This is a genomic window from Parabacteroides chongii (assembly GCF_029581355.1).
Lineage (GTDB): Bacteria > Bacteroidota > Bacteroidia > Bacteroidales > Tannerellaceae > Parabacteroides > Parabacteroides chongii.
Genome location: NZ_CP120849.1, coordinates 780,951 through 802,962 on the forward strand (window position 1 = coordinate 780,951; position 22,012 = coordinate 802,962).

General features: G+C 47.4%; 13 protein-coding genes. 10 read left to right on the plus strand and 3 right to left on the minus strand.

Annotated features, from left to right (window positions below):
* Nucleotides 1-8: 8 nt before the first annotated feature.
* The 6 genes from dxs (at nucleotide 9) to sov (ending at nucleotide 14,031) form a co-directional block, all read left to right on the plus strand.
* Nucleotides 9-1,913: a 1-deoxy-D-xylulose-5-phosphate synthase gene (dxs, locus tag P3L47_RS03335; RefSeq protein ID WP_122361181.1), complete on the plus strand. Its 1,905-nt coding sequence runs from the start codon at nucleotides 9-11 to the stop codon at nucleotides 1,911-1,913.
* Nucleotides 1,914-1,970: 57 nt separating this feature from the next.
* Nucleotides 1,971-3,308: a Trk system potassium transporter TrkA gene (trkA, locus tag P3L47_RS03340; protein ID WP_277782676.1), complete on the plus strand. Its 1,338-nt coding sequence runs from the start codon at nucleotides 1,971-1,973 to the stop codon at nucleotides 3,306-3,308.
* Between the two features lies 1 nt (nucleotide 3,309).
* Nucleotides 3,310-4,767: a TrkH family potassium uptake protein gene (locus P3L47_RS03345; protein WP_277782677.1), complete on the plus strand. Its 1,458-nt coding sequence runs from the start codon at nucleotides 3,310-3,312 to the stop codon at nucleotides 4,765-4,767.
* A 14-nt stretch (nucleotides 4,768-4,781) separates the two neighbouring features.
* Nucleotides 4,782-5,669, plus strand: coding sequence for an SMP-30/gluconolactonase/LRE family protein (locus P3L47_RS03350; protein WP_277782678.1), 888 nt, complete (start codon nucleotides 4,782-4,784; stop codon nucleotides 5,667-5,669).
* Nucleotides 5,670-5,897: 228 nt separating this feature from the next.
* On the plus strand, nucleotides 5,898-6,488 hold the full coding sequence (gene ruvA, locus P3L47_RS03355) for a Holliday junction branch migration protein RuvA (RefSeq protein WP_122361184.1): 591 nt from the start codon (nucleotides 5,898-5,900) through the stop codon (nucleotides 6,486-6,488).
* A 40-nt stretch (nucleotides 6,489-6,528) separates the two neighbouring features.
* Complete coding sequence (gene sov / locus P3L47_RS03360; protein WP_277782679.1) at nucleotides 6,529-14,031, plus strand: T9SS outer membrane translocon Sov/SprA; 7,503 nt, start codon at nucleotides 6,529-6,531, stop codon at nucleotides 14,029-14,031.
* A gap of 168 nt (nucleotides 14,032-14,199) precedes the next feature.
* On the opposite strand, the gene P3L47_RS03365 is transcribed toward sov, so the two are convergent.
* Nucleotides 14,200-14,898 (minus strand): M48 family metallopeptidase, encoded by a 699-nt coding sequence (locus P3L47_RS03365; RefSeq protein WP_277782680.1) that lies wholly within the window; start codon nucleotides 14,896-14,898, stop codon nucleotides 14,200-14,202.
* A gap of 111 nt (nucleotides 14,899-15,009) precedes the next feature.
* Between P3L47_RS03365 and gpmI the strand changes: the two genes are divergently transcribed.
* Nucleotides 15,010-16,533, plus strand: coding sequence for a 2,3-bisphosphoglycerate-independent phosphoglycerate mutase (gene gpmI / locus P3L47_RS03370; RefSeq protein ID WP_122361188.1), 1,524 nt, complete (start codon nucleotides 15,010-15,012; stop codon nucleotides 16,531-16,533).
* 140 nt (nucleotides 16,534-16,673) lie between these two features.
* A complete protein-coding gene (locus tag P3L47_RS03375; protein WP_277782681.1) occupies nucleotides 16,674-17,267 on the plus strand; it encodes a DUF3109 family protein in 594 nt (197 codons plus the stop codon).
* A gap of 170 nt (nucleotides 17,268-17,437) precedes the next feature.
* Here the strand turns inward: P3L47_RS03375 and glsB are convergent, their stop codons facing one another.
* On the minus strand, nucleotides 17,438-18,403 hold the full coding sequence (glsB, locus tag P3L47_RS03380) for a glycine N(alpha)-acyltransferase GlsB (protein ID WP_277782682.1): 966 nt from the start codon (nucleotides 18,401-18,403) through the stop codon (nucleotides 17,438-17,440).
* A gap of 11 nt (nucleotides 18,404-18,414) precedes the next feature.
* Nucleotides 18,415-19,242 carry a lyso-glycine lipid O-acyltransferase GlsA gene (glsA, locus tag P3L47_RS03385; protein ID WP_277782683.1) on the minus strand — a complete coding sequence of 276 codons (828 nt, stop codon included), beginning with the start codon at nucleotides 19,240-19,242 and terminating at the stop codon, nucleotides 18,415-18,417.
* A 442-nt stretch (nucleotides 19,243-19,684) separates the two neighbouring features.
* Here glsA and P3L47_RS03390 point away from each other — a divergent pair, with 442 nt between their 5' ends.
* On the plus strand, nucleotides 19,685-21,238 hold the full coding sequence (locus P3L47_RS03390; RefSeq protein WP_122361192.1) for a sensor histidine kinase: 1,554 nt from the start codon (nucleotides 19,685-19,687) through the stop codon (nucleotides 21,236-21,238).
* A 2-nt stretch (nucleotides 21,239-21,240) separates the two neighbouring features.
* Complete coding sequence (gene rprY / locus P3L47_RS03395; protein WP_005861388.1) at nucleotides 21,241-21,972, plus strand: response regulator transcription factor RprY; 732 nt, start codon at nucleotides 21,241-21,243, stop codon at nucleotides 21,970-21,972.
* Nucleotides 21,973-22,012: the final 40 nt, after the last annotated feature.

The window sequence follows — 22,012 nt, forward strand, 5'->3', positions numbered from 1 at the left end:
TAGCGGACATGATAGATTGCAAGGATGAACATATATTGAACGTCATAAATTATCCGGAGGATTTGCGCAAGTTGCCTCCTGAAAAATTGGGCCAGGTATGTGCAGAGTTGCGTCAATACATTATAGATATACTTTCTGAAAATCCCGGACACCTGGGAGCCAGCCTGGGGACAGTCGAACTGACCGTTGCTCTGCATTATGTATTCAATACCCCATACGACCGGATTGTCTGGGACGTCGGCCATCAGGCTTACGGGCACAAGATACTGACCGGACGCCGGGAAGCTTTCCATACGCTTCGGAAATTCAAAGGCATCAGTGGCTTTCCTAACCCGGGAGAAAGTGAGTATGACGCTTTCATTGCCGGACATGCCTCCAACTCCATATCGGCTGCGATGGGTATGTCGGTTGCCTCGGAACTCAAAGAAGAGCACAACCGCCACGTCATTGCCGTCATCGGCGACGGTGCCATGACAGGCGGACTGGCATTCGAGGGATTGAACAATGCTTCTGCCAACCCCAACAACCTGCTGATTATCCTCAACGACAACGATATGGCTATCGACAATTGCGTGGGAGGATTGAGCCAGTACCTGGTAGACATCACGACCAGCCAGGCTTACAACAAAATGCGTTACGATGTGTACAAGGGGCTGCGGAAGATGAAGCTGATCAACAACGACCGCCGGGGAAACATCCTGCGCTTCAACAACAGCCTGAAAGCGCTGCTTACACAACAACATAACCTTTTCGAAGGATTCAGCATCCGTTATTTCGGTCCCATCGACGGGCATGATATCAATTATATGACCAAGGTGCTGAACGATATAAAAGATCTGCAAGGTCCGAAACTATTGCATATCAAAACAAAGAAAGGCAAAGGATTCAAGCCTGCCGAGGAGTCGGCCACCGAATGGCATGCTCCGGGCAAGTTCAACAAAGAGACGGGAGAGCGGATCATTGTCCACAAGCTGGACGAGCCGCAACTGTATCAGGATGTCTTCGGACATACCCTGGTTGAACTGGCAGAAAAAGATGAACGGATCGTGGGTATTACTCCCGCCATGCCTACCGGAAGTTCCATGATCTATATGATGAAGGCATTTCCGCAGCGGGCATTCGACGTAGGGATCGCCGAAGGACATTCGGTGACGTTCTCCGCCGGACTTGCCAAGGAAGGGATGATCCCGTTCTGCAATGTCTATTCGTCGTTTATGCAACGGGCGTACGACAACCTGATACACGATGTGGCGTTACAGAAGTTACATATGGTAATCTGCCTGGACCGTGCCGGACTGGTCGGTGAAGACGGAGCTACGCATCACGGGGTATTCGACCTGGCTTACCTGCGTCCGATCCCTAACCTGACAATCTCTTCGCCGCTCAACGAACTGGATCTGCGGAATCTGATGTACACCGGCTATAAAGAGGCTGCAGGTACTTTCGTGATCCGCTATCCACGCGGAAAAGGAGAGAAAAAAGACTGGCGCAACGAAATGCAGGTGCTCCCCATAGGAAAAGGTAAAAAACTGAACGAAGGAAATGACCTGGCTGTTTTATCTATCGGACCGATCGGAAACGAAGTGATAAAGGCAATAGAGGAAGTGGCAGGCGAAGGACTGTCGGTTGCCCATTACGACATGATTTATCTGAAACCGATCGATGAAGAATTATTACATGAGGTCGGAAAGAAGTTTAAGCGTGTCATCACCGTGGAGAACGGTGTTGTGAAGGGCGGACTGGGAACAGCCGTTCTTGAATTTATGGCAGACAACGGATATACTCCGCGGGTGAAGCGCATCGGTATATCCGACACATTCATTGAACACGGATCTATCCCCGAACTTTATAAATTATGCGGCCTGGATGCCGGAAGTATAGCCGGGGAGATACGAAAGATGATGAACGATTAAATATTAATGCCGTTTTGCCGGGCGACACGGCAAACGGAATGAGTAACAATTAACAAAATGAAGATTATTATTGCCGGGGCAGGCGAAGTGGGTACGCATCTCGCGAAGATGTTATCTCAGGAAAAGCAGGATATCATCCTGATGGACCCGAGTGAGGAACGATTGAATATCACCAATTCCAACATGGAGATACTTCCGATGGTTGGAAATCCGACTTCGATCCGCGACCTGGAAGAAGCCGGTATAAAAAAGACAGACCTGTTCGTCAGCGTTACTCCCGAAGAAACGACGAATATCGCTGCCAGCATCCTGGCTTCCAAGCTCGGTGCACGCAAGACTCTGGCACGTATCAATAACTACGAATATCTGTTACCCAAAAACAAGGAACTGTTCGAAAAACTGGGCATCCACTCGATGATCTATCCGGAGATGCTGGCTGCCAAAGAGATTGTCAGCGCAATACGCCGACCATGGACCCGTCAATACTGGGAACTGTTCGGAGGTGCCCTGATCCTGCTGGGCGTAAAGGTCCGCGAGAACTCCCGGCTGGTAAACAAACAGCTGGTCGAACTGCTGAACGAACAGAAACTATACCATATCGTTGCCATCAAACGGCAATATGAAACGATTATCCCACGCGGTACCGATTTTATCCAGCCCGGCGATATCGTTTTTTTCACGACTACCAAGGAGCATATCAAGGACGTGCAAATGCATGCCGGTAAAAAGGACCCCGAAGTGAAAAAGGTCTTTATCATGGGAGGCAGCCGCATTGCCATCCGTACCAGCCAGTATCTGCCGAATAATATCCGTGTAAAGATACTGGAGACAAACAAAGAGAAAAGTCACCGCATAGCCGAGGTTGTTCCGAGCAACGTCCTGATCATTAACGGCGACGGACGTGATACGGAGCTGCTGATGCAGGAGGGTATCAAGGATGCGCAGGCATTCGTCGCCCTGACGGACAATTCAAGTACGAATATCCTGGCTTGTCTGGCTGCCAAACGTTTCGGCGTATTCAAGACGGTCGCCAAGATCGAGAACATCGACTATATTCCGCTGGCGGAGAATATGGATATCGGTTCGGTGATCAACAAGAAGCTGATCGCTGCCAGCCATATCTATCAGTTCCTGCTGGATGCCGATGTGTCGAACGTGAAGTTCCTGACCTTTGCCAACGCCGATGTGGCGGAGCTGGTAGCCCGCCCCGATTCAAAGATTACCCGCAAACAGGTGAAAGATTTACATCTTCCGAAGGATCTGACGCTGGGAGGATTGATACGGGACGGAGAACCGATGATGATCAAGGGAGACACTCAGATTCAGGCATACGACCACGTGGTTGTATTCTGTCTGGAAACAGCCATGCGTAAACTGGAGGATTATTTTAATTAGTATGTTACTGAATATACGTTTCATAATAAAGATGCTGGGGATGATGTGCATCCTCGAAACGCTGTTTATGCTGATGGCGGTAGTGGTTGCTTTCCTGTATAAAGGGGGCGATTTCTATCCGTTACTCCTGTCCAGCGGAATCTTGTTCGGGGTCGGCGTATCGCTTTACGCTATCGGCTTCCGTGCCAACGAATACACGGCAGGCCGCAGGGAAGGGATGCTGACGGTTACTTTCACCTGGATATTGCTCTCGTTACTGGGAATGCTGCCTTTTTATCTGGGAGGGTATGCGGATAACGTGACGGATGCCTTTTTCGAAACGATGTCCGGCTTTACTACCACCGGATCGACCATATTTACCGATATCGAATCATTACCGAAAGGTATCCTGTTCTGGCGCAGCCTGACTCAATGGCAGGGAGGTATCGGCATGATCGTGTTTACCGTCGCCTTGATGCCTATCCTGGGAGGCGGCGCGACACAGATGTTCAACGCCGAAACTCCGGGTATCACGCATGAACGGTTCCGCCCGCGTGTGACACAGGTGGCCAAGCGCCTTTGGGGTGTTTATATGTTCCTGACGATACTGTTGGTTGGCTTATTATGGGCAGGGCCGATGAATTTATACGACGCTGTGAACCATGCACTGACAGCCATATCTACCGGAGGTTATTCCACCAAAAATGCAAGTATAGCTTACTGGAACTCAGCGTATATAGAATATATTATAACCATATTCATGTTTATCGGGGCAACCAATATCACCCTGATTTATTTCTGTCTGAACGGAAATGTGAAGAAGCTGCTGTTCGATGAAGAGTTCCGCTGGTTCTTTTGGTTTGTCCTGATCATGACAGGAGTAACGACCGGCTGGATTATGTACCAGGGATTCTTTTCCGATTTCCCCACAGCATTCCGGCAGGCGGCATTCCAGGTGGTGACGCTGGTTTCGACCTGCGGATTTGCCACTGAGAACTATATCCCCTGGGGACCGTTCTTTTGGATGATCGCCTTGATACTGATGTTCATCTGCGGTTGTGCCGGCTCGACCTGCGGAGGGTTGAAGATGGGACGCTTTGTGATCCTTTCCAAAAACCTGTTCAATGAATTTAAGAAACAGACTCACCCGCATGCGATCATTCCCGTGCGGATGGATTCGCATATCGTATCCGGAGATATTGTTCACCGCGTACTGGCTTTCGCTTTTGCCTACATGTCACTGATCGTGATCAGCTGCATCGTGCTGATGCTCGACGGGCTGGGATTCGAGGAATCGGTCGGGGCGGCCGTTTCCGCTATCAGTAACGTGGGACCGGCATTGGGTAAGTTGGGACCGGTCGATAACTTCTCGGAAGTTCCGGTCGTATCCAAATGGTTCCTTTCTTTCCTGATGATGACAGGACGTTTGGAAATATTCACCGTATTGACATTACTTGTTCCGGGGTTCTGGAAACAATAAAACAAATAGCAGATATGAAAACACGTACGATGCTTCTTACAATCATGAGTTGCCTGTTTATCGGAATAACAGCCCAGGCACAGACTCCCGCCGCGCGGGAAACGACCGACTTGTTGCCGGAAGGTACTTTCACCAACGGGATAGAAGGTCCTGCCACCGACAAAGCCGGCAACCTGTATGCCGTCAACTATGGAAAAGAGGGCACCATAGGCATTGTACGTCCGGACGGATCGCACGAATGCTTCGTGACACTTCCCGAAGGCTCTACGGGCAACGGCATCCGGTTCAACAAAGCCGGTGACATGCTGGTGGCTGATTATACCGGCCACAACATCCTGAAGGTCGACATGAAAACCAAGAAGATAAGCGTCTATGCCCACGAACCGAAGATGAACCAGCCCAACGATATCGCCCTGGCTCCCAACGGTAACCTGTATGCCAGCGATCCGGACTGGCCGAACAAGAAAGGACAGCTCTGGCTGATCACTCCCGACGGCAAAGTCACCTTGTTGGAAAGTAATATGGGGACGACCAACGGCATCGATGTCAGTCCCGACGGTCGGAAACTTTATGTGAACGAATCTGCACAGCTCAAAGTATGGGTGTATGACATCAAGCCGGACGGAACGCTCAGTAACAAGACACTTTTCCATACGTTCGAGGGCTTCGGTATGGATGGAATCCGTTGCGACGTAAAAGGGAACCTGTATCTCTGCCGTTACGAGAAAGGAACGGTAGCCTTTATAAATCCGAAAGGGGAACTGATCCGTGAAATACAACTGAAAGGAGAAAAACCGTCGAACATCACATTCGGAGGTCCTGACAACCGCCGTTGCTTCGTCACGCTGCAAGACCGCGGATGTTTCGAGACTTTCACGGCGGAGTTCCCGGGCAGGGAGTAGTTTTAGCCGACGGAACTTTTGTTTTCTGCCGGATAAACTATGGTTTCCTGCTGAAGAAACTATGTTTTTCTGCCGAAGAAACTACAGTTTCCTGCCGGAGAAACGATTCTCGTCCCGGCAAAAGGCGGTCAGAACTCCCGTATAAAGTCGAAATTTATTTCCCTTCGGATATACGCTTTTAAGTATATTTACGTTATAATAGATACGAATAACTAGAAGAGACGCAAAATGATAGAATATATTAAGGGGGATATCGTAGAGCTTACTCCCACACAGATGATCATCGAATGTGCAGGGATTGGCTACGGACTTAACATATCTCTGACTACATACAGCGCTTTCAGCGGGAAACCTACCGGGAAAATTTACGTATATGAAGTGATACGTGAAGATGCCCATCTTTTGTTTGGTTTCGCCCAAAAGGCTGAACGCGAGTTGTTTTTATTGCTGACATCGGTATCCGGTGTCGGTCCTAATACGGCACGTATGATCTTGTCTTCTCTTCCTCCCGCCGAATTGATCCAGGTAATTGCCAACAAGAATGAAACAGCATTGACCTCGGTAAAAGGAATCGGGCAGAAAACGGCACAACGCATTCTCGTCGACTTGAAAAACAAGGTAAAGGCTGGAGATACGATTGCAGGTGCAGGAGCTCCTGTCGCGGGTGGAAACGGTGCGGTTGCCGAAGAAGCGGTTGCCGCCCTTGTGATGTTGGGATTCCAGAAGGCTGCTTCGCAAAAGGTAGTCAGTTCAATACTGAAAAGCTCGCCGATGCTGGCTGTAGAACAAGTGATAAAAAGTGCACTCAGAATGCTTTGATAGTTGACAATTGACAGTTGACAGTTGACAATTAGTAAGAATGAAGACAAGGAAAACATTTACATATATTATTGGATGTGTTATACTGCTATTCGGGGCAAGTATGTTCTCTCTGAATGCCGATTACCTGACTTATACGGCTGAGTTGCCGGATATTCAGTTACTCGAAGGGCAGGATATGCCCGATGGGAAAGATACAGTACCGGAAACCCGCTATCCGGTATCCAAAACCGTACCGGAAAACTTTGAGGACCTGTCCAAACGGTCACCGATGGATTTACGTGATCCGGAGAACGTTAAGACTGCTGTCGAATATGACATCAATACCGGACGATATGTAGTCCGTACCCGCTTGGGTGAAAAGGACCTGACTACGCCGATCAACCTGAGCCCGGAAGAGTATCAGGAATACAGCATGCTGCAGTCGCTCCGTTCTTACTATCGGCAGAAAAACGAAGAAGAGTTCCAGAAAGAAGCGGACAAGAAATTCAACCTGGCGGATATGCAGTTCGGTATCGGTGCGGCAGAACGGATATTCGGTCCCGGCGGCGTACGCGTACGGACACAGGGATCGGCTGAAGTTATGCTAGGGCTAAAGCGTAACAGTACCAAAGACCCTTCACTGCCTGAACGTGCCCGAAGCAACACCATCTTCAACTTCGACGAAAGCGTGCAGTTGAATGTGCAGGCTTCCGTCGGTTCGAAAGTAAACTTCGATATGAATTACAATACGGAGACTTCTTTCGACTTCGACTCCAAGAAGCTGAAACTGGCTTATACGGGTGAAGAGGATGAAATCATCAAGTCACTGGAAGCCGGTAACGTATCGATGACGACCAGCAATTCACTGATCAACGGCGGCGCGGCGCTGTTCGGTATGAAAGCAGACCTTCAGTTCGGTAAACTGAGGGTTAACGCGTTGTTTGCACAACAGAACTCCGAATCCAAGACGGTAAATTCCAAAGGGGGCGTACAGACAAAAGACTTCGAATTGAAGATCGACGAATATGATGAGAACCGCCACTTCTTCCTGGCGCACTATTTCCGTAACAACTACGACGCTTCCGTTGCCAATCTGCCGCAGATTTCATCCAAGGTGAACATCACACGTCTGGAAGTATGGGTTACCAACAACAGAGGTAACTATGACCAGGCACGTAATATCGTTGCGTTCACGGATATAGGTGAAAATAAAAGGGAATATATCTATAACAACAATGAATTTCCGGCAACAATACCTAACAGTGAACTACCTGCCAATGGTGCCAACTCTTTATACAACCGAATGATCACAGAGTTTGCCGGTGCCCGTCAGATCAGCCAGGTGGACAACGTATTGAAGGGTTTCACCGGAGGTTCCGAATACGAAGAAGTGGAAAGTGCCCGTTTGCTGGACCCGAACTCCGAATATACCTACGACAAACAACTGGGATATCTGTCTTTGAATATGAGCCTACAGGAAAGCCAGGTACTGGCTGTTGCCTACGAATATGAATACACGGACAATACCGGAACCAAACGAACGGGAAGAGTCGGCGAGTTCTCTGACAGCGACCCGACCAATCCCAGCAACTGTCTTTACGTGAAGTTGCTGAAGGGTGTCAACATGTCTCCTCCTATGAAATACTGGGACTTGATGATGAAAAACATCTATTCGCTGGGAGCTTATTCCGTTCAAAAGGACAAATTCCGCCTCGACGTTCTTTATCAAAGCGATACGACCGGTACTTACATCAACTATCTGCCGGAAAGTGCAAACAACAAACAGGTCTGGATACGTCTGATGGGAGCAGACCGCCTGAATAAACAGAACGAAAAGCATCCGGACGGCTATTTCGACTTTGTGGAAGGATACACCGTACAACCGGCTACCGGTAGGGTTATCTTCCCCTCTATCGAGCCTTTCGGTTCCAGCCTGAAAGAAAAGCTGGTGAAATATGTCAGTCCGGCTGTCGCAGACAAGTACGTATTCCAGGAACTGTACGATACAACGCAGACTGCCGCCCGCCAGATCGCTGAAAAGAATAAATTCATCATGCGTGGTGAATATAAGGCTTCTTCCGCCTCTGAGATACAACTGGGAGCCAGCAATGTGGCACGTGGTTCGGTTCGCGTTACGGCTGCTGGTGCCACTCTGACGGAAAATGTGGATTATACGGTCGATTATACTTCGGGAACTGTAACGATCCTGAACGAAAGTATCATTGCCGCCGGAACCCCTGTAAGCGTTTCGCTGGAAAACCAGACGGCTTATAATATGCAGCGAAAGACGATGATGGGGCTCGACCTCAACTACCAGTTCAATCCCGACTTCTCGTTGGGGGCCACCATTATGCATATGTCGGAAATGCCGCTGACGACAAAGACAACGTTCGGCGACGAGTCCATCAACAATACACTGTGGGGATTCAATATTGCCTACAAGACAGAAAGCCAGTGGCTGACAAACGCATTCGACAAACTGCCGCTACTGAATCTGACCAAGCCCAGCCAGATCGCATTCACCGGTGAATTTGCCCACCTGATAGCCGGGCATTATGAAAACAAATATACCGGAGGTTATTCTTATCTAGACGATTTCGAGTCTACGCAGAGCGGTTTCGACCTGTTGAACCCGTATCCGTGGAAGCTCGCCAGTGTGCCCTGGGACAACAGTCCCGAAGCTCTCTTCCCGGAAGCCGACCGGACAAACGATATCACTTATGGTAAAAACCGTGCTTTGCTGGCGTGGTATTATGTCGACGGATTATTCACGCGTAGGAACTCCAGTCAGGCACCTCAGCATATCCGTAATGATAAAGAGCAACTATCCAACCATTACGTCCGTGCCGTATATGTAGATGAATTGTTCCCCGACAGAGACCAGGGTTACAATGAAACGAGTACGATACAGGCTCTTAACCTCGCTTATTATCCGAACGAACGTGGTCCGTATAACCTCGATGCCGATCTGGTCAATTCAGACGGTACATTGCAGAATCCGGAACAACGTTGGGGAGGTATCATGCGGAAGATCGATCAAAGCGATTTCGAGACTGCCAACATAGAATACATTGAATTTTGGATGCTCGACCCTTATATCTACGAAGAACGGGAAGGTGAAATAATCAAAGGCGGTGACTTGTATTTCAACCTGGGTGAAATATCGGAAGATGTGTTGAAAGATGGTAAGAAGTTCTATGAAAACGGTTTGCCTATCGACGGGGACAGAAGCCGGATCGACTCTACGGTCTGGGGACTTGTTCCGAAGCAGCAAAGTACAGTCTATGCATTCGATAATACCGCCGGTGCACGTGCCCGGCAGGATGTCGGACTCAACGGCTTGTCGGCTGAGGAAGAACGGGACTATCCTGCTTACCGGGAGTTTATGGATAAGCTCAGAGGCAAGCTGACACCTGAAGTCATTGGAGAAATGGAAAAAGACCCCTATTCTCCGTTAATGAACCCGGGGACAGATAAATACCGCTATTTCCGTGGTCGTGAGTTAGATGATAACAGTGTCAGCATTCTGGAACGTTACAAGCGTTACAACGGAACCGAAGGCAACTCTGCAGAGAATGGAACTACCGGTGAACGCTACGACACCTCCGCTTCCAAGAATCCGGATGTGGAAGACCTGAACCAGGACAACACGATGAACAAGAACGAGAAGTATTTTGAATACAAAGTATCTATTCATCCGGATGATCTGGAAGTAGGAAAGAACTTCATTGTGGATAAGAAAATAACTTACCCTAAAATACCCAACGGGGATAACGACGGAGGACAGAAGAAAGATCCGGCAACCTGGTATCTCTTCAAGATTCCGGTAAAGAAATATAATCGCTCCGTCGGAGCCATCAGCGATTTCAAGAGCATCCGCTTCATGCGTATGTATATGACTAATTTCAGTAAACCGACCATCCTGCGTTTCGGAACGTTTGAACTCGTACGCGGTGAATGGCGTTCTTACGAACAGGATCTATCCGATCCGAAAGTGCCGCCAAGAGTCAACGGTTCGCTCGAAGTCTCTTCTGTGAATATAGAGGAAAACAGCCGTCGTACACCGATTCCTTATGTAACCCCTCCGGGAGTCAGCCGTCAGACAGACCCGAGCCAGCCTCAGCTGCGTCGGGAAAATGAGCAGGCGCTCTCTTTGAAGGTAACGGAATTGGCCCCTCGGGATGCACGTGCCGTTTATAAAACGACCTCTTACGACCTGCGCCAGTACAAACGGTTGCAGTTGTTTGCCCATGCTGAAGCTTTGCCTGACAGCGCAGATAAATATACACCGCTGGCGGATGGTGATCTGTCTGTATTCATTCGTTTGGGTTCCGACTATAAAAATAACTATTACGAATATGAGGTTCCGCAGAAAGTAACCCAGCCGAACCAAGCTGCGTATACAGCTGAAGATGTATGGAATCCTACTTATAACACATTGGACTTCCCTCTTGAACTATTGACCAATCTCAAACTGAACCGTAACAAAAAGAAACGGGCAGGCGAGCAGGGAATTACGTTCAATACGGTGTATTCAGAAACCGGTGAAGGCTATAAAGTCAGTATCATCGGTAACCCGAGCTTGTCGGAAGTAAAAACGATCATGATCGGTGTCCGCAACTACGGTTCCAACGATGTCAGAAGTGGTGAAATCTGGGTGAACGAGTTACGTCTGAGCGAGTTTAACGAAGAAGGCGGCTGGGCAGCCAATGCCAACCTCAACGTAGCCGTATCCGACCTGGCAACCGTGAATGTCGGCGGTCGTATCGAAACAGCCGGCTTCGGTGCCCTCGACCAGTCACTCGCCGAACGCCGCATCGACGACTTTACACAGTATAACGTGGCAGCTAACATCGAATGGGGTAAGTTCTTCCCGGAAAAGGCGAAGGTCAGCATACCGATGTACTATGCATACTCGAAAGATCAGACGAAAGCCAAATACAATCCGCTCGACCAGGATATCAAACTGAACGATGCCCTGGATGCTGTCGATACAAAGGCCGAAAAAGACTCCATCAAGAGTTTCGCTATCGACCAGACCGTTGTCAAGAGCATCTCGTTCAACAACGTAAGGGCAGACATCCGTAGCAAAACTCCGATGCCTTACGACCCGGCAAACTTCTCGATAGGCTATTCATTCAGTCAGACGAAAAGACAAAATTCGGAAACGGAGTATGAAACGACAAAGGATTACCGTGGTAACTTCGCTTACAACTACACACCGTATGCGAAGCCGTTCCGTCCGTTCCAAAAGATAAAGAAGAACAACGGATACACCCGTTATATCAAGCAGTTCAGCTTGAACTATCTGCCGTCGAATATCAGTTTCCAGACTGCCATGATGCGCAATTATAACGAGATGCAGCTGCGCGACCTGGAGAACACCGGATACAAACCGGAAGTAACTTTCAGCTCCGAGTTCTACTGGGACCGTGCTTTCAGTTTGCGCTGGGACTTCACGAATAACCTGAACATGACCTTCACCTCCGGAACGAACGCCCGGATCGAGGAGCCGTATGTACAGGTCAACAAGGAACTGGCTCCCGACCGATATCAGGTCTGGAAGGATTCCGTAAAGCAGAGCATTGCCGACCTGGGTACACCGCTGAAATATGACCAGACATTCAATGTTACCTGGAATATGCCTTTGCAATATATCCCGGTGATGGATTGGGTAAACAGTTCCATCACTTACAACGCACAGTACAACTGGGATCGTGGAGCCGTCACCGATACGGAGTATGAACTCGGTAACACGATTACCAACCAACGCCAGATAGACTGGCAGGGAAGCCTCAACTTCCAGTCACTTTACAACAAGAACAAATTCCTGAAGAAAGTGAATCAGAAGTTCTCCGCCACCCGTACTGCTGCCAAGAAGAAAGAAAAGAAAGAGATCAAGCTGGAGAAAGATATCCAGTTGAATATGGATAGCGGAACAGTCGTCCAGCACGGTATGTTTACCAAGAAGGTACGCATCACTGCCCGCGGAGCCGACGGCAAGGTCTATGCCATCAAATACAAGCCGATCAACTATGCACAGGTGATGATCCTGAACCAGGATACGGCACATCTGAAACTGACGATCAAGCCGGGTCCGAAAGCGACGGAGGACTTCCTCTACAAAGCAGCCGAACATGCCAGCCGCTTCCTGATGATGGTGCGCCGCGTCAACATCCAGTATGCGACTACTGCCGGTATGTCGGTGCCGGGCTTCTCCCCGATGATCGGCGATATCTTCGGACAGGGACGTTCACCGTTCGGTCTGACTCCGGGTCTTGGTTTTGCCTTCGGAGCCGTCAACCGCGACTTCCTTTACGATGCCAAAGACCGTGGCTGGCTGATCGAAAACACCAATAACATCAATCCGGCAGTCATGACCAGTGCCAAGAACCTGAACATACGGGCGAACCTGGAACCGATCACCGGACTGAAGATCGACCTGAATGCCAACCGTGTCGACACCCGCAGCACCGATATACAATATATGTATTCCGGCATGCCGGAACTGACCGGAGGTAACTTCACGATGACGACTATCGCATTGGGCAGTTTCTTCAAAGGTATCGGCAATGCTGAAAACAACTATTCTTCCAAATCGTTCGACAAGTTCATCGAGAACCGTGAGATCATAGCCCAACGACTGGAAAACCGGTATGCCGGAACAAACTATCCGTCCGGAGGATTCCTGGGGCAGAACGGATACGGAGGACAACCTTACAATCCGGGAAGCAACAACGAACAGGGCGTCAGCCGCAACTCCGGCGACGTATTGATCCCGGCTTTCCTGGCTGCTTATACAGGGAAAGACCCGAACAAGATTTCACATTCACCGTTCCCGGCTCTGCGCAGCATGTTGCCGAACTGGCGTATCACATACGACGGTCTGATCCGTATTCCTGCCATCAAGAAATACTTCAAGACGGTTATGCTGAGCCATCAATATCGTTGTACATATAACGTAGGTGCTTACGAAACCTATTCTACCTGGGTCGATGCCGGTTTGGGTGACAATCTCGGATTCATACAGAATGCTTCCGAAAAGCCGATCCCTTCTTCACCCTATTCCATCTCTTCTGTCAGCCTGACCGAAAGCTTCAGTCCGCTGCTGGGAGTGGATGCAACGATGTTGAACAATATAACGATCCGTGCGGACTATACGACTACACGCAATCTGAACCTGAACATATCGTCTTATCAGATCGTAGAGGCATTGTCCAACAAGTACACGATCGGATTGGGTTACAAGTTTGCCGAGTTCAACAAGATTCTGAAGATGAAGAAGACACGTGACTTTAGCAATGACCTGACCGTGCGCCTGGACTTCTCGTACAACAAGATGCAGTCATTGATCCGTAAGATCGAAGACAGCTTCACACAGGCCACCAGCGGTAACGTTGCCAAGACAATCCAGTTCTCTGCCGATTACGGACTGAGCCGTGCATTGACACTTCGTGCATTCTACGATCTGCAGATCAATGAGCCGCTGATCTCCAACGCTGCTTATCCGACAAGCAACTCCAACTACGGTGTTGCCCTCCGCTTCTCCCTGGCGCAGTAAACCGACAAAGCTTTGTCACCGTTATGACAGTCTTGCCATGACGATGACAGAGTATTGCCACAGTGATGGCAGAAGATTGCCACTTGCATGGCAAGGCTCTGCCATCACTGTGGCAAAACATATAGTTCGGCACAAAGGATTAGTCACATAGTAGACTGATACGACAGATCACAGCATGTGGTATTCTTTCAACTCCTTCCGTAAGGCGAGCGCCTTATTGTCGGTTATCCCGTTCAGGAGTTTCCAGAAGCGGTCGCTATGGTTCATCTCTACCGTATGGCAGAGTTCGTGAAGGAGGACATAATCGATCAGATGCCAGGGGAGCAACATCAGGGATAAGGAGAGATTGATTGTTTTGCGCGTGCTGCAACTTCCCCACCGGGTCTTACTGTTCATGATCCGTACGCCTGTACAGGTAAATTTATATCGGGCAGCGAGTGCCATCAAGCGGTCGGGAAGTAATCGTTTAGCCTCGTGGCGAAGCGCTTTCTCCAACAAATCCTTCAAAATCTCCTGAACTTTATCGGACTCGAAGCAGGTTGCTGCCGGACAAGCAATACGAAGTATCCCTTCCTTCAAGGTCATATAATAATTGTTACGGTCTGTACGGAATATTTCTACGCGAAAAGTAGTTGCCTGCAACTGCGTCGTCTCGTCCAGCAACGGGCGTGCCGGATGCTTTTTCAAAGCCGAGAGAAGCTTCTGCCTGTTCTCTTCGATAAAAGACAGCATCCGTCCTTCATCCCCGCCTTCCGGCATGGTGGCGGTGATCATTCCCTTTGATATTTTCAGCGTATAACGGGTTGCTCGCGGGGTAGTACGGAGAAGGATGGTTCCCAGATCGTTGTAGTATATCTTCTTTTCCATATTTACCACAAAAGTAATACTTTAAAGGGAAATAATATTACGGTAGAAATGCTTATCTTTGCGCCCGGTATTAGATATTTAATAAGTATAAACTATATAAATAAGGCAATCATGAGCAAGAAAGCACTTTTATTGATCTGCGATGGCTGGGGAATCGGCGACCGTGGTAAAGATGATGTAATCTACAACACTCCCACTCCGTACTGGGATTATCTGTTGAAAACATACCCTAACTCTCAGTTGCAGGCTTCCGGCGAAAACGTAGGTTTACCCGACGGACAGATGGGTAACTCGGAAGTAGGTCACCTGAACATCGGTGCAGGCCGTATCGTTTACCAGGACCTGGTGAAGATCAATATCGCCTGTCGTCAGAATACAATCCTCGACAATCCGGAAATCAAACGTGCTTATAGCTACGCCAAAGAAAACGGCAAACAGATCCATTTCATGGGACTGGTTTCCGACGGTGGTGTACACAGCTCACTGGAACACCTGTTCAAACTGGCTGATATCGCGAAAGAATACGGAGTGGACAAAGCATACGTTCATTGCTTCATGGACGGTCGCGACACTGACCCGAAAAGCGGTAAAGGTTTCATCGAACAACTGGAAAACCATCTGAAAACAACAGGCGGTAAGATCGCTTCCATCATCGGCCGTTACTATGCAATGGACCGTGACAAACGTTGGGAACGCGTGAAAGAAGCGTACGACCTGATCGTGAACGGAACTGGTAAACCTGCCGAAGACATGGTAAAAGCCATGGAAGAATCATACGCAGAAGGCGTAACGGACGAATTCATCAAACCGATCGTACACGTAGAAAACGGTAAGCCGGTAGCTACTATCGAAGAAGGCGACGTCGTTATCTTCTTCAACTACCGTAACGACCGTGCCAAAGAACTGACTGTCGTTCTGACTCAGCAGGATATGCCGGAAGCAGGAATGAAGACTATTCCTAACTTGCAGTATTTCTGTATGACTCCGTACGATGCGAGCTTCAAGGGTGTCCATATCCTGTTCGACAAAGACAACGTAGAAAATACACTGGGCGAATTCTTGGCATCCGTTGGCAAAACACAGTTGCACATTGCCGAAACAGAGAAATATGCTCACGTTACCTTCTTCTTCAACGGCGGACGCGAAACTCCGTTCGATGGCGAAGACCGTATCCTGGTTCCATCTCCGAAAGTAGCTACTTACGACCTGAAACCGGAAATGAGTGCATTCGAAGTGAAAGACAAACTGGTAGAAGCTATCAATACAAAGAAATACGACTACATCGTTTGTAACTATGCAAACGGCGACATGGTAGGCCACACCGGTATCTATTCAGCTATCGAGAAAGCAGTCGTAACCATCGACGCTTGTCTGAACGACACCGTTGAAGCTGCTAAGGCTAACGACTACGAAGTGATCATCATCGCCGACCACGGTAATGCCGACCACGCTCTGAACGAAGACGGTACACCGAACACGGCTCACTCGCTGAACCCTGTTCCTTTCGTTTACGTAACAGAAAACAAAGAGGCCAAAGTAGAAGACGGTATCCTGGCAGACGTTGCTCCCTCTATCCTTCACATCATGGGATTGAAGCAGCCGAAAGAAATGACTGGTAAATCTTTGATTAAATAACAACTTTTATTAGTTGACAGTTGACAAGTGACAGTTGACAGTTATTACTCCACAAAGAGGAGGGGATAATTGTTAACTGTCATTTCTTATCTGTCACTTGTCAACTATCAACTGTCAACTAAATTGTCAACTGAAATGCAATGATTCAAATAGACGACACGCTGGTCAGCTTAGACCTGATTGAAGCCAATTTCATTTGCGACCTTGCCCAATGTAAAGGTATCTGTTGCGTAGAAGGTGACTCCGGTGCTCCGCTGGATAAAAGCGAGATAGCCGAACTGGAAAAGGCACTTCCGGTCATCTGGGACGACCTTTCTCCCGAAGCACAGGCCATCATTAAGAAGCAAGGCGTTGCGTATATCGACTGCGAAGGCGACATCGTCACTTCCATCGTCAACGGAAAGGACTGTGTATTTACCTGCTACGATACTGACGGGACCTGCAAATGTGCCATCGAGAAAGCATATCGCGAAGGCAAACTGTCTTTCTACAAGCCGGTATCCTGCCACCTGTATCCGGTGCGCGTCACCCAATACAAGGACTTCCGCGCCGTAAACTACGACCGTTGGAAAATATGTAAAGCAGCAGAGGTATTAGGACAAAAGGAAAAACTCCCTTTATATAAGTTTCTGAAAGAACCGCTCACCCGCAAGTTCGGTGCCGAATGGTATGAATCGCTGGTGGAGGTTGCTGAAGAATGGAGGAAACAAAAAGAACAAGAGAGGGAAGAATAATTCAACTCTTATCAAAAGTGAGCCATTTCAAAAGTTGACAGTTGACAAGTGACAGTTGACAGTTATGTCGGCTTTCAGCCGATTTATTTACCGAACGCGAAGCCCAACTGTCACTTGTCAACTGTCATCTGTCAACTGAAAAATGTTTCACATTTTTCTAAATTGGCACATTATTCCGTTTTCCGTATCAGGTCAGCCGTTTGGGCTTCCTCTTTCAGATACGTTTCGATATGGCGTTTTTTCTTATCTTCCAGGATTTCATTGATGGCAATCAGGATACCTGTCTCTTCCACATCACCGAACTCATGGTTTATGGCCGTTCCAAATACGCGCATCTTCGGTGAAAGGCTCATGTAAGCATTAACCAACGGTGGTACATTGATACCGAATTTGCGAACCTCCTGGTTCAATACCTTATAATTGTCCTTGAAGTTATCATAGCGGAACAACTCTTTCATCTTCTCGATGTCCGTATCTGTTTCCAGCGGGTACATCGGAGTGACCAGCTTGTCCGTATCCGGGAAATGCATTCCCAGGAAATAAAGGATCATGTTGCGTGCTTCCGTATTATAAGTATTATACATCGTCACTTTCCCGAAGTAATACTGCAGGCTCGGATCGACCACCGACAAAGCCCCCAGTCCGTCCCATAGGTTATCCAGTACAAACAATCCTTTGGCACCTGCACGTGTAGACTGATATTCCAGTGTTACGAAAGAACGTCCCAGCTCGACTGTATAAGGAAGAAACTCCTTATTAAACTTCTCGGAGAAATTAAACAGGTGAGATGTAGCCAGCATCGGCTTCCCATTCTTATCGAACTTGACATCCGAACCGCACAGAAAGCGGTAACCGCCCAAAATCTGTTCATCTTCCGGACTCCAGACGATCAATTGCCGATAAGCATCCTCCATCGTATCGAACTCGTCAATATCTACCGGAAAACCTGTTCCCCCGCCGTAGTAACGAAAGGCAATCTCCCGCAAACGTCCGATCTCCTGCATCACATTAGGAGCATCATGGGCTGTAATAATGTATATCTCATTGTTTGACTTGTTCGTGCTTCGGAGTTTCTTTTCTTTTGTCAACTCCGACTTCAAAAGGGCACGGTCAATCGGCTTAATAATGTCTTGCATATAAATAGAGTCTATGTTTTCTTGAGATTATAAGCTAGTTCTTTCACCCATTCGGCCCACTCAGCCGGCTTCTTGCTATTGTCGAAAGTCTGCCACGGAACAGGCTTGCCGAAATGGATACGGAACTTTTTATGTTTTGACCGGAACATCTCGTCCGGCAGATAAATCATTTCATAGTTCATCTTTATACCTAATTTCTTACGCAGATTCGCCAGCCGGTAGAAGAAATTGGAGTTTCTTCCCTCGAAATACACCGGAACAATATCCCGTTTATATTCGACAGCTTTCTGAATAAAGGACTTCTTCCATTCAGTGTCCTGTATTTTTCCATTCATCTTACGCGAACAAAGTCCGGCGGGGAATGTCACGATCTGATTGTCGGAAGCATATGCCTCGTCAATCAGCCGGGCATTGTTCTTGCCCTGCGAACCATGTTTATTGATAGGAACAAAGATAGATCTCAGATTTGACAAATAGAGAAGCAGGTCGTTCACAAGGTAACGTATTTTGCCGTCATAATGCTGACCGATCACTGCCGAGAGACAGATACCGTCCAGCCCTCCCAACGGATGATTGGAAGCAAAGATATAGCGGCCTTCCGCCGGAATGTTCTCCTCGTTTACCAATTCCAGGGTCAGGTCAAAATAACCGATCAGCTCCTGCATAAAATCAACCCCATCCTTATCATGATAACGGGTTAAAATATCATTCAGTTCATCCTGATGAATGGTACGGATCAGATAATTGACAATAAAACCCGGTATCTTTCCCGCCACTGAGGGCGCTTTCTGTTGCAGTACCTGTTTTACATCAATTTGTGTAATACCTTCTTGTGCCATCTTGCATAACTCTTGTCAGCAGCAAAGATATAGCTAATAATTAAATTTGAATACATTCGGCATAAGTTTTTAAGAAGTTTCAAGTACTTAACCAGCATGTTGTTTGCCCTTATATAAAATAATCGGACATCAGCATTCGTTATACATATATATTATTCTACACCTGCGTGCAAATTGGTCTCCTGCAAAATTCATATTTTTTGCATAAGTTGAAACAAAATAATCAATAATTATGTTTTTATACACAGGAGCGAATTAACAAACGCATGTAAGAAGTGGTAATTATCAATATAAACCGTTGTTTTCAAAGGAAATAAAGATAGCACCGAATTAGCAACTAAACTATTTTTAAGGAAAATAGAGTGCGATTTTTACCTTTTTTGTGTGAATATTAAACTAAAATGAGCGTTATTTGTTCTGTTAAAAAGAGAAAGTATTTGGAATGAGGAAATCTACGATTTGGTTACTTGCTGTTGTAATGGCTTTTGCGTTTGCCGGTTTACTTTTCCTACAGGTTAAGTACGTGAGCATCATACTCAAAAAGAGCAGCGAGCAATTCAATGAAACAGTCAAAAGAAGCCTGCACCAAGTCTCAAAAAACCTGGAGCTAGATGAAACGCGTGAATATCTGGAGGAAGATCTCAGGCGGGAAGATAACAATTATCTGCGTAACAGCCAGAATCCGGAAGAGATCACGCAGGCAATCAGCCAGCAAAAGCTGAATATAAAAGATGCTGACGGTAATATTATGCAAATAGAACATCTGCATAGTTTTAGCCAAAAGTTTCGGCCGCTCTCATCGCTCGACAAAAAACAGGCAGCCAATAATATCGTCGGTACTTCCCACGACCTGCAGCAATCGCTGAAGTATCGTCTGAAATACCAGGGTGACCTGATGCAGCTGGTTCTGCTGAACCTGTTGAACACTCCCAACCAGAAACCGATCCAGGAGCGTGTCGACTTTAAGAAGCTGAATAATTACTTAAAAACTGAATTTGTTAACAATGGTTTGAACCTGCCGTTCATCTTTTTTGTTATTAACAAAGATGGCAAAAAAGTGTACCAAAGTGGAGAAATAAAGAAGGAACCTATTGCGTCTGATATAATTACGTACGTATTGTTCCCGAACGATCCTCCTTCAAAGCAGAATTATGTGAAAGTATATTTCCCGACAAAGGGTGACTATATTTCAAGTTCTGTAACATTTATTGTACCGTCAGTACTCTTCTCGCTGATACTTTTGATAACGTTTATCTTTACCATCTATATCGTATTCCGCCAGAAGAGACTGTCAGAAATGAAGAATGACTTTATCAACAACATGACGCACGAGCTGAAAACTCCGGTTTCCACCATCTCTCTGGCGGCACAGATGTTGAAAGACTCAGATATAACAAAAAGCCCTGATGTATTCAGACATATATCGGGCGTGATCAATGATGAGACGAAGCGATTGGGCTTCCTGGTTGAGAAAGTGCTCCAAATGTCGCTGTTTGAACGGCAGAAAGCAGCCCTCAAACTGAAGGAAGTGGATGCAAACGACCTGGTGATCAGCGTAGCGAACACCTTCGCCCTGAAAGTCGAAAAGTACGATGGTACGCTCGACGTAGACTTGCAGGCAGTCGATTCGGCCATCTATGTGGATGAAATGCACATCACCAATGTACTGTTCAACCTGATGGACAACGCTGTGAAATACCGTCGTCCGGAAGTGCCCCTTACATTGATGGTAAGAACCTGGAACGACAACAACGGCAAACTGCTGATCGCTGTTGAAGACAATGGTATCGGAATCAAGAAAGAATACCTCAAAAAAGTATTCGACCGCTTCTTCCGCGTGCCGACAGGGAATGTACACGACGTAAAAGGTTTCGGCCTGGGACTTGCTTACGTCCGTAAAATTATCGAGGACCATAAAGGTACGATCCGTGCCGAGTTGGGTCCGGGAAATGTAGGAACAAAATTTATTATTACTTTACCTCTTATAAAAAGTTAGTTATGGAAGAAAAACTGAAAATCTTCTTTTGTGAAGACGACGAAAACCTGGGTATGCTATTAAGAGAATACTTACAGGCAAAAGGTTATGTAACTGATCTCTTCTCTGACGGAGAAGCTGGTTACAAAGGTTTCACCAAAGGCAAATATGATCTTTGCGTATTAGACGTAATGATGCCGAAAAAAGACGGTTTCACTCTTGCGCAGGAAATCCGTTCTATAAATCCTGACATTCCAATCATCTTCCTTACTGCCAAGACAATGAAGGAAGATATCCTGGAAGGCTTCAAGATCGGTGCCGACGATTATCTGACAAAACCGTTCAGCATGGAAGAACTGTTGCTTCGTATCGAAGCGATCCTGCGCCGTGTGAAAGGTAAGAAGATGAAAGACATTCCTTTCTACAAGCTGGGTAATTTCTTGTTCGATACTCAGAAACAAACACTGGCTATCGGTGACAAGGTAACAAAGCTGACAACGAAAGAATGCGAACTGCTGAGCCTGTTGTGTGCTCATGCCAACGAAATTCTGGAACGTAACTATGCACTGAAAACTATCTGGGTAGACGATAACTACTTCAATGCCCGTAGTATGGACGTGTATATCACCAAACTTCGTAAACTGTTGAAAGATGATCCGGGTATCGAAATCATCAACATCCACGGTAAGGGTTACAAACTGATCACTCCTTCCGGAGAAGAACAGGCCCGCGAAGAAGGTATCCAGGTTCTCTAAGGGATAGATCCCCTCTAATAAAAACAAGCCCCGACGGTTT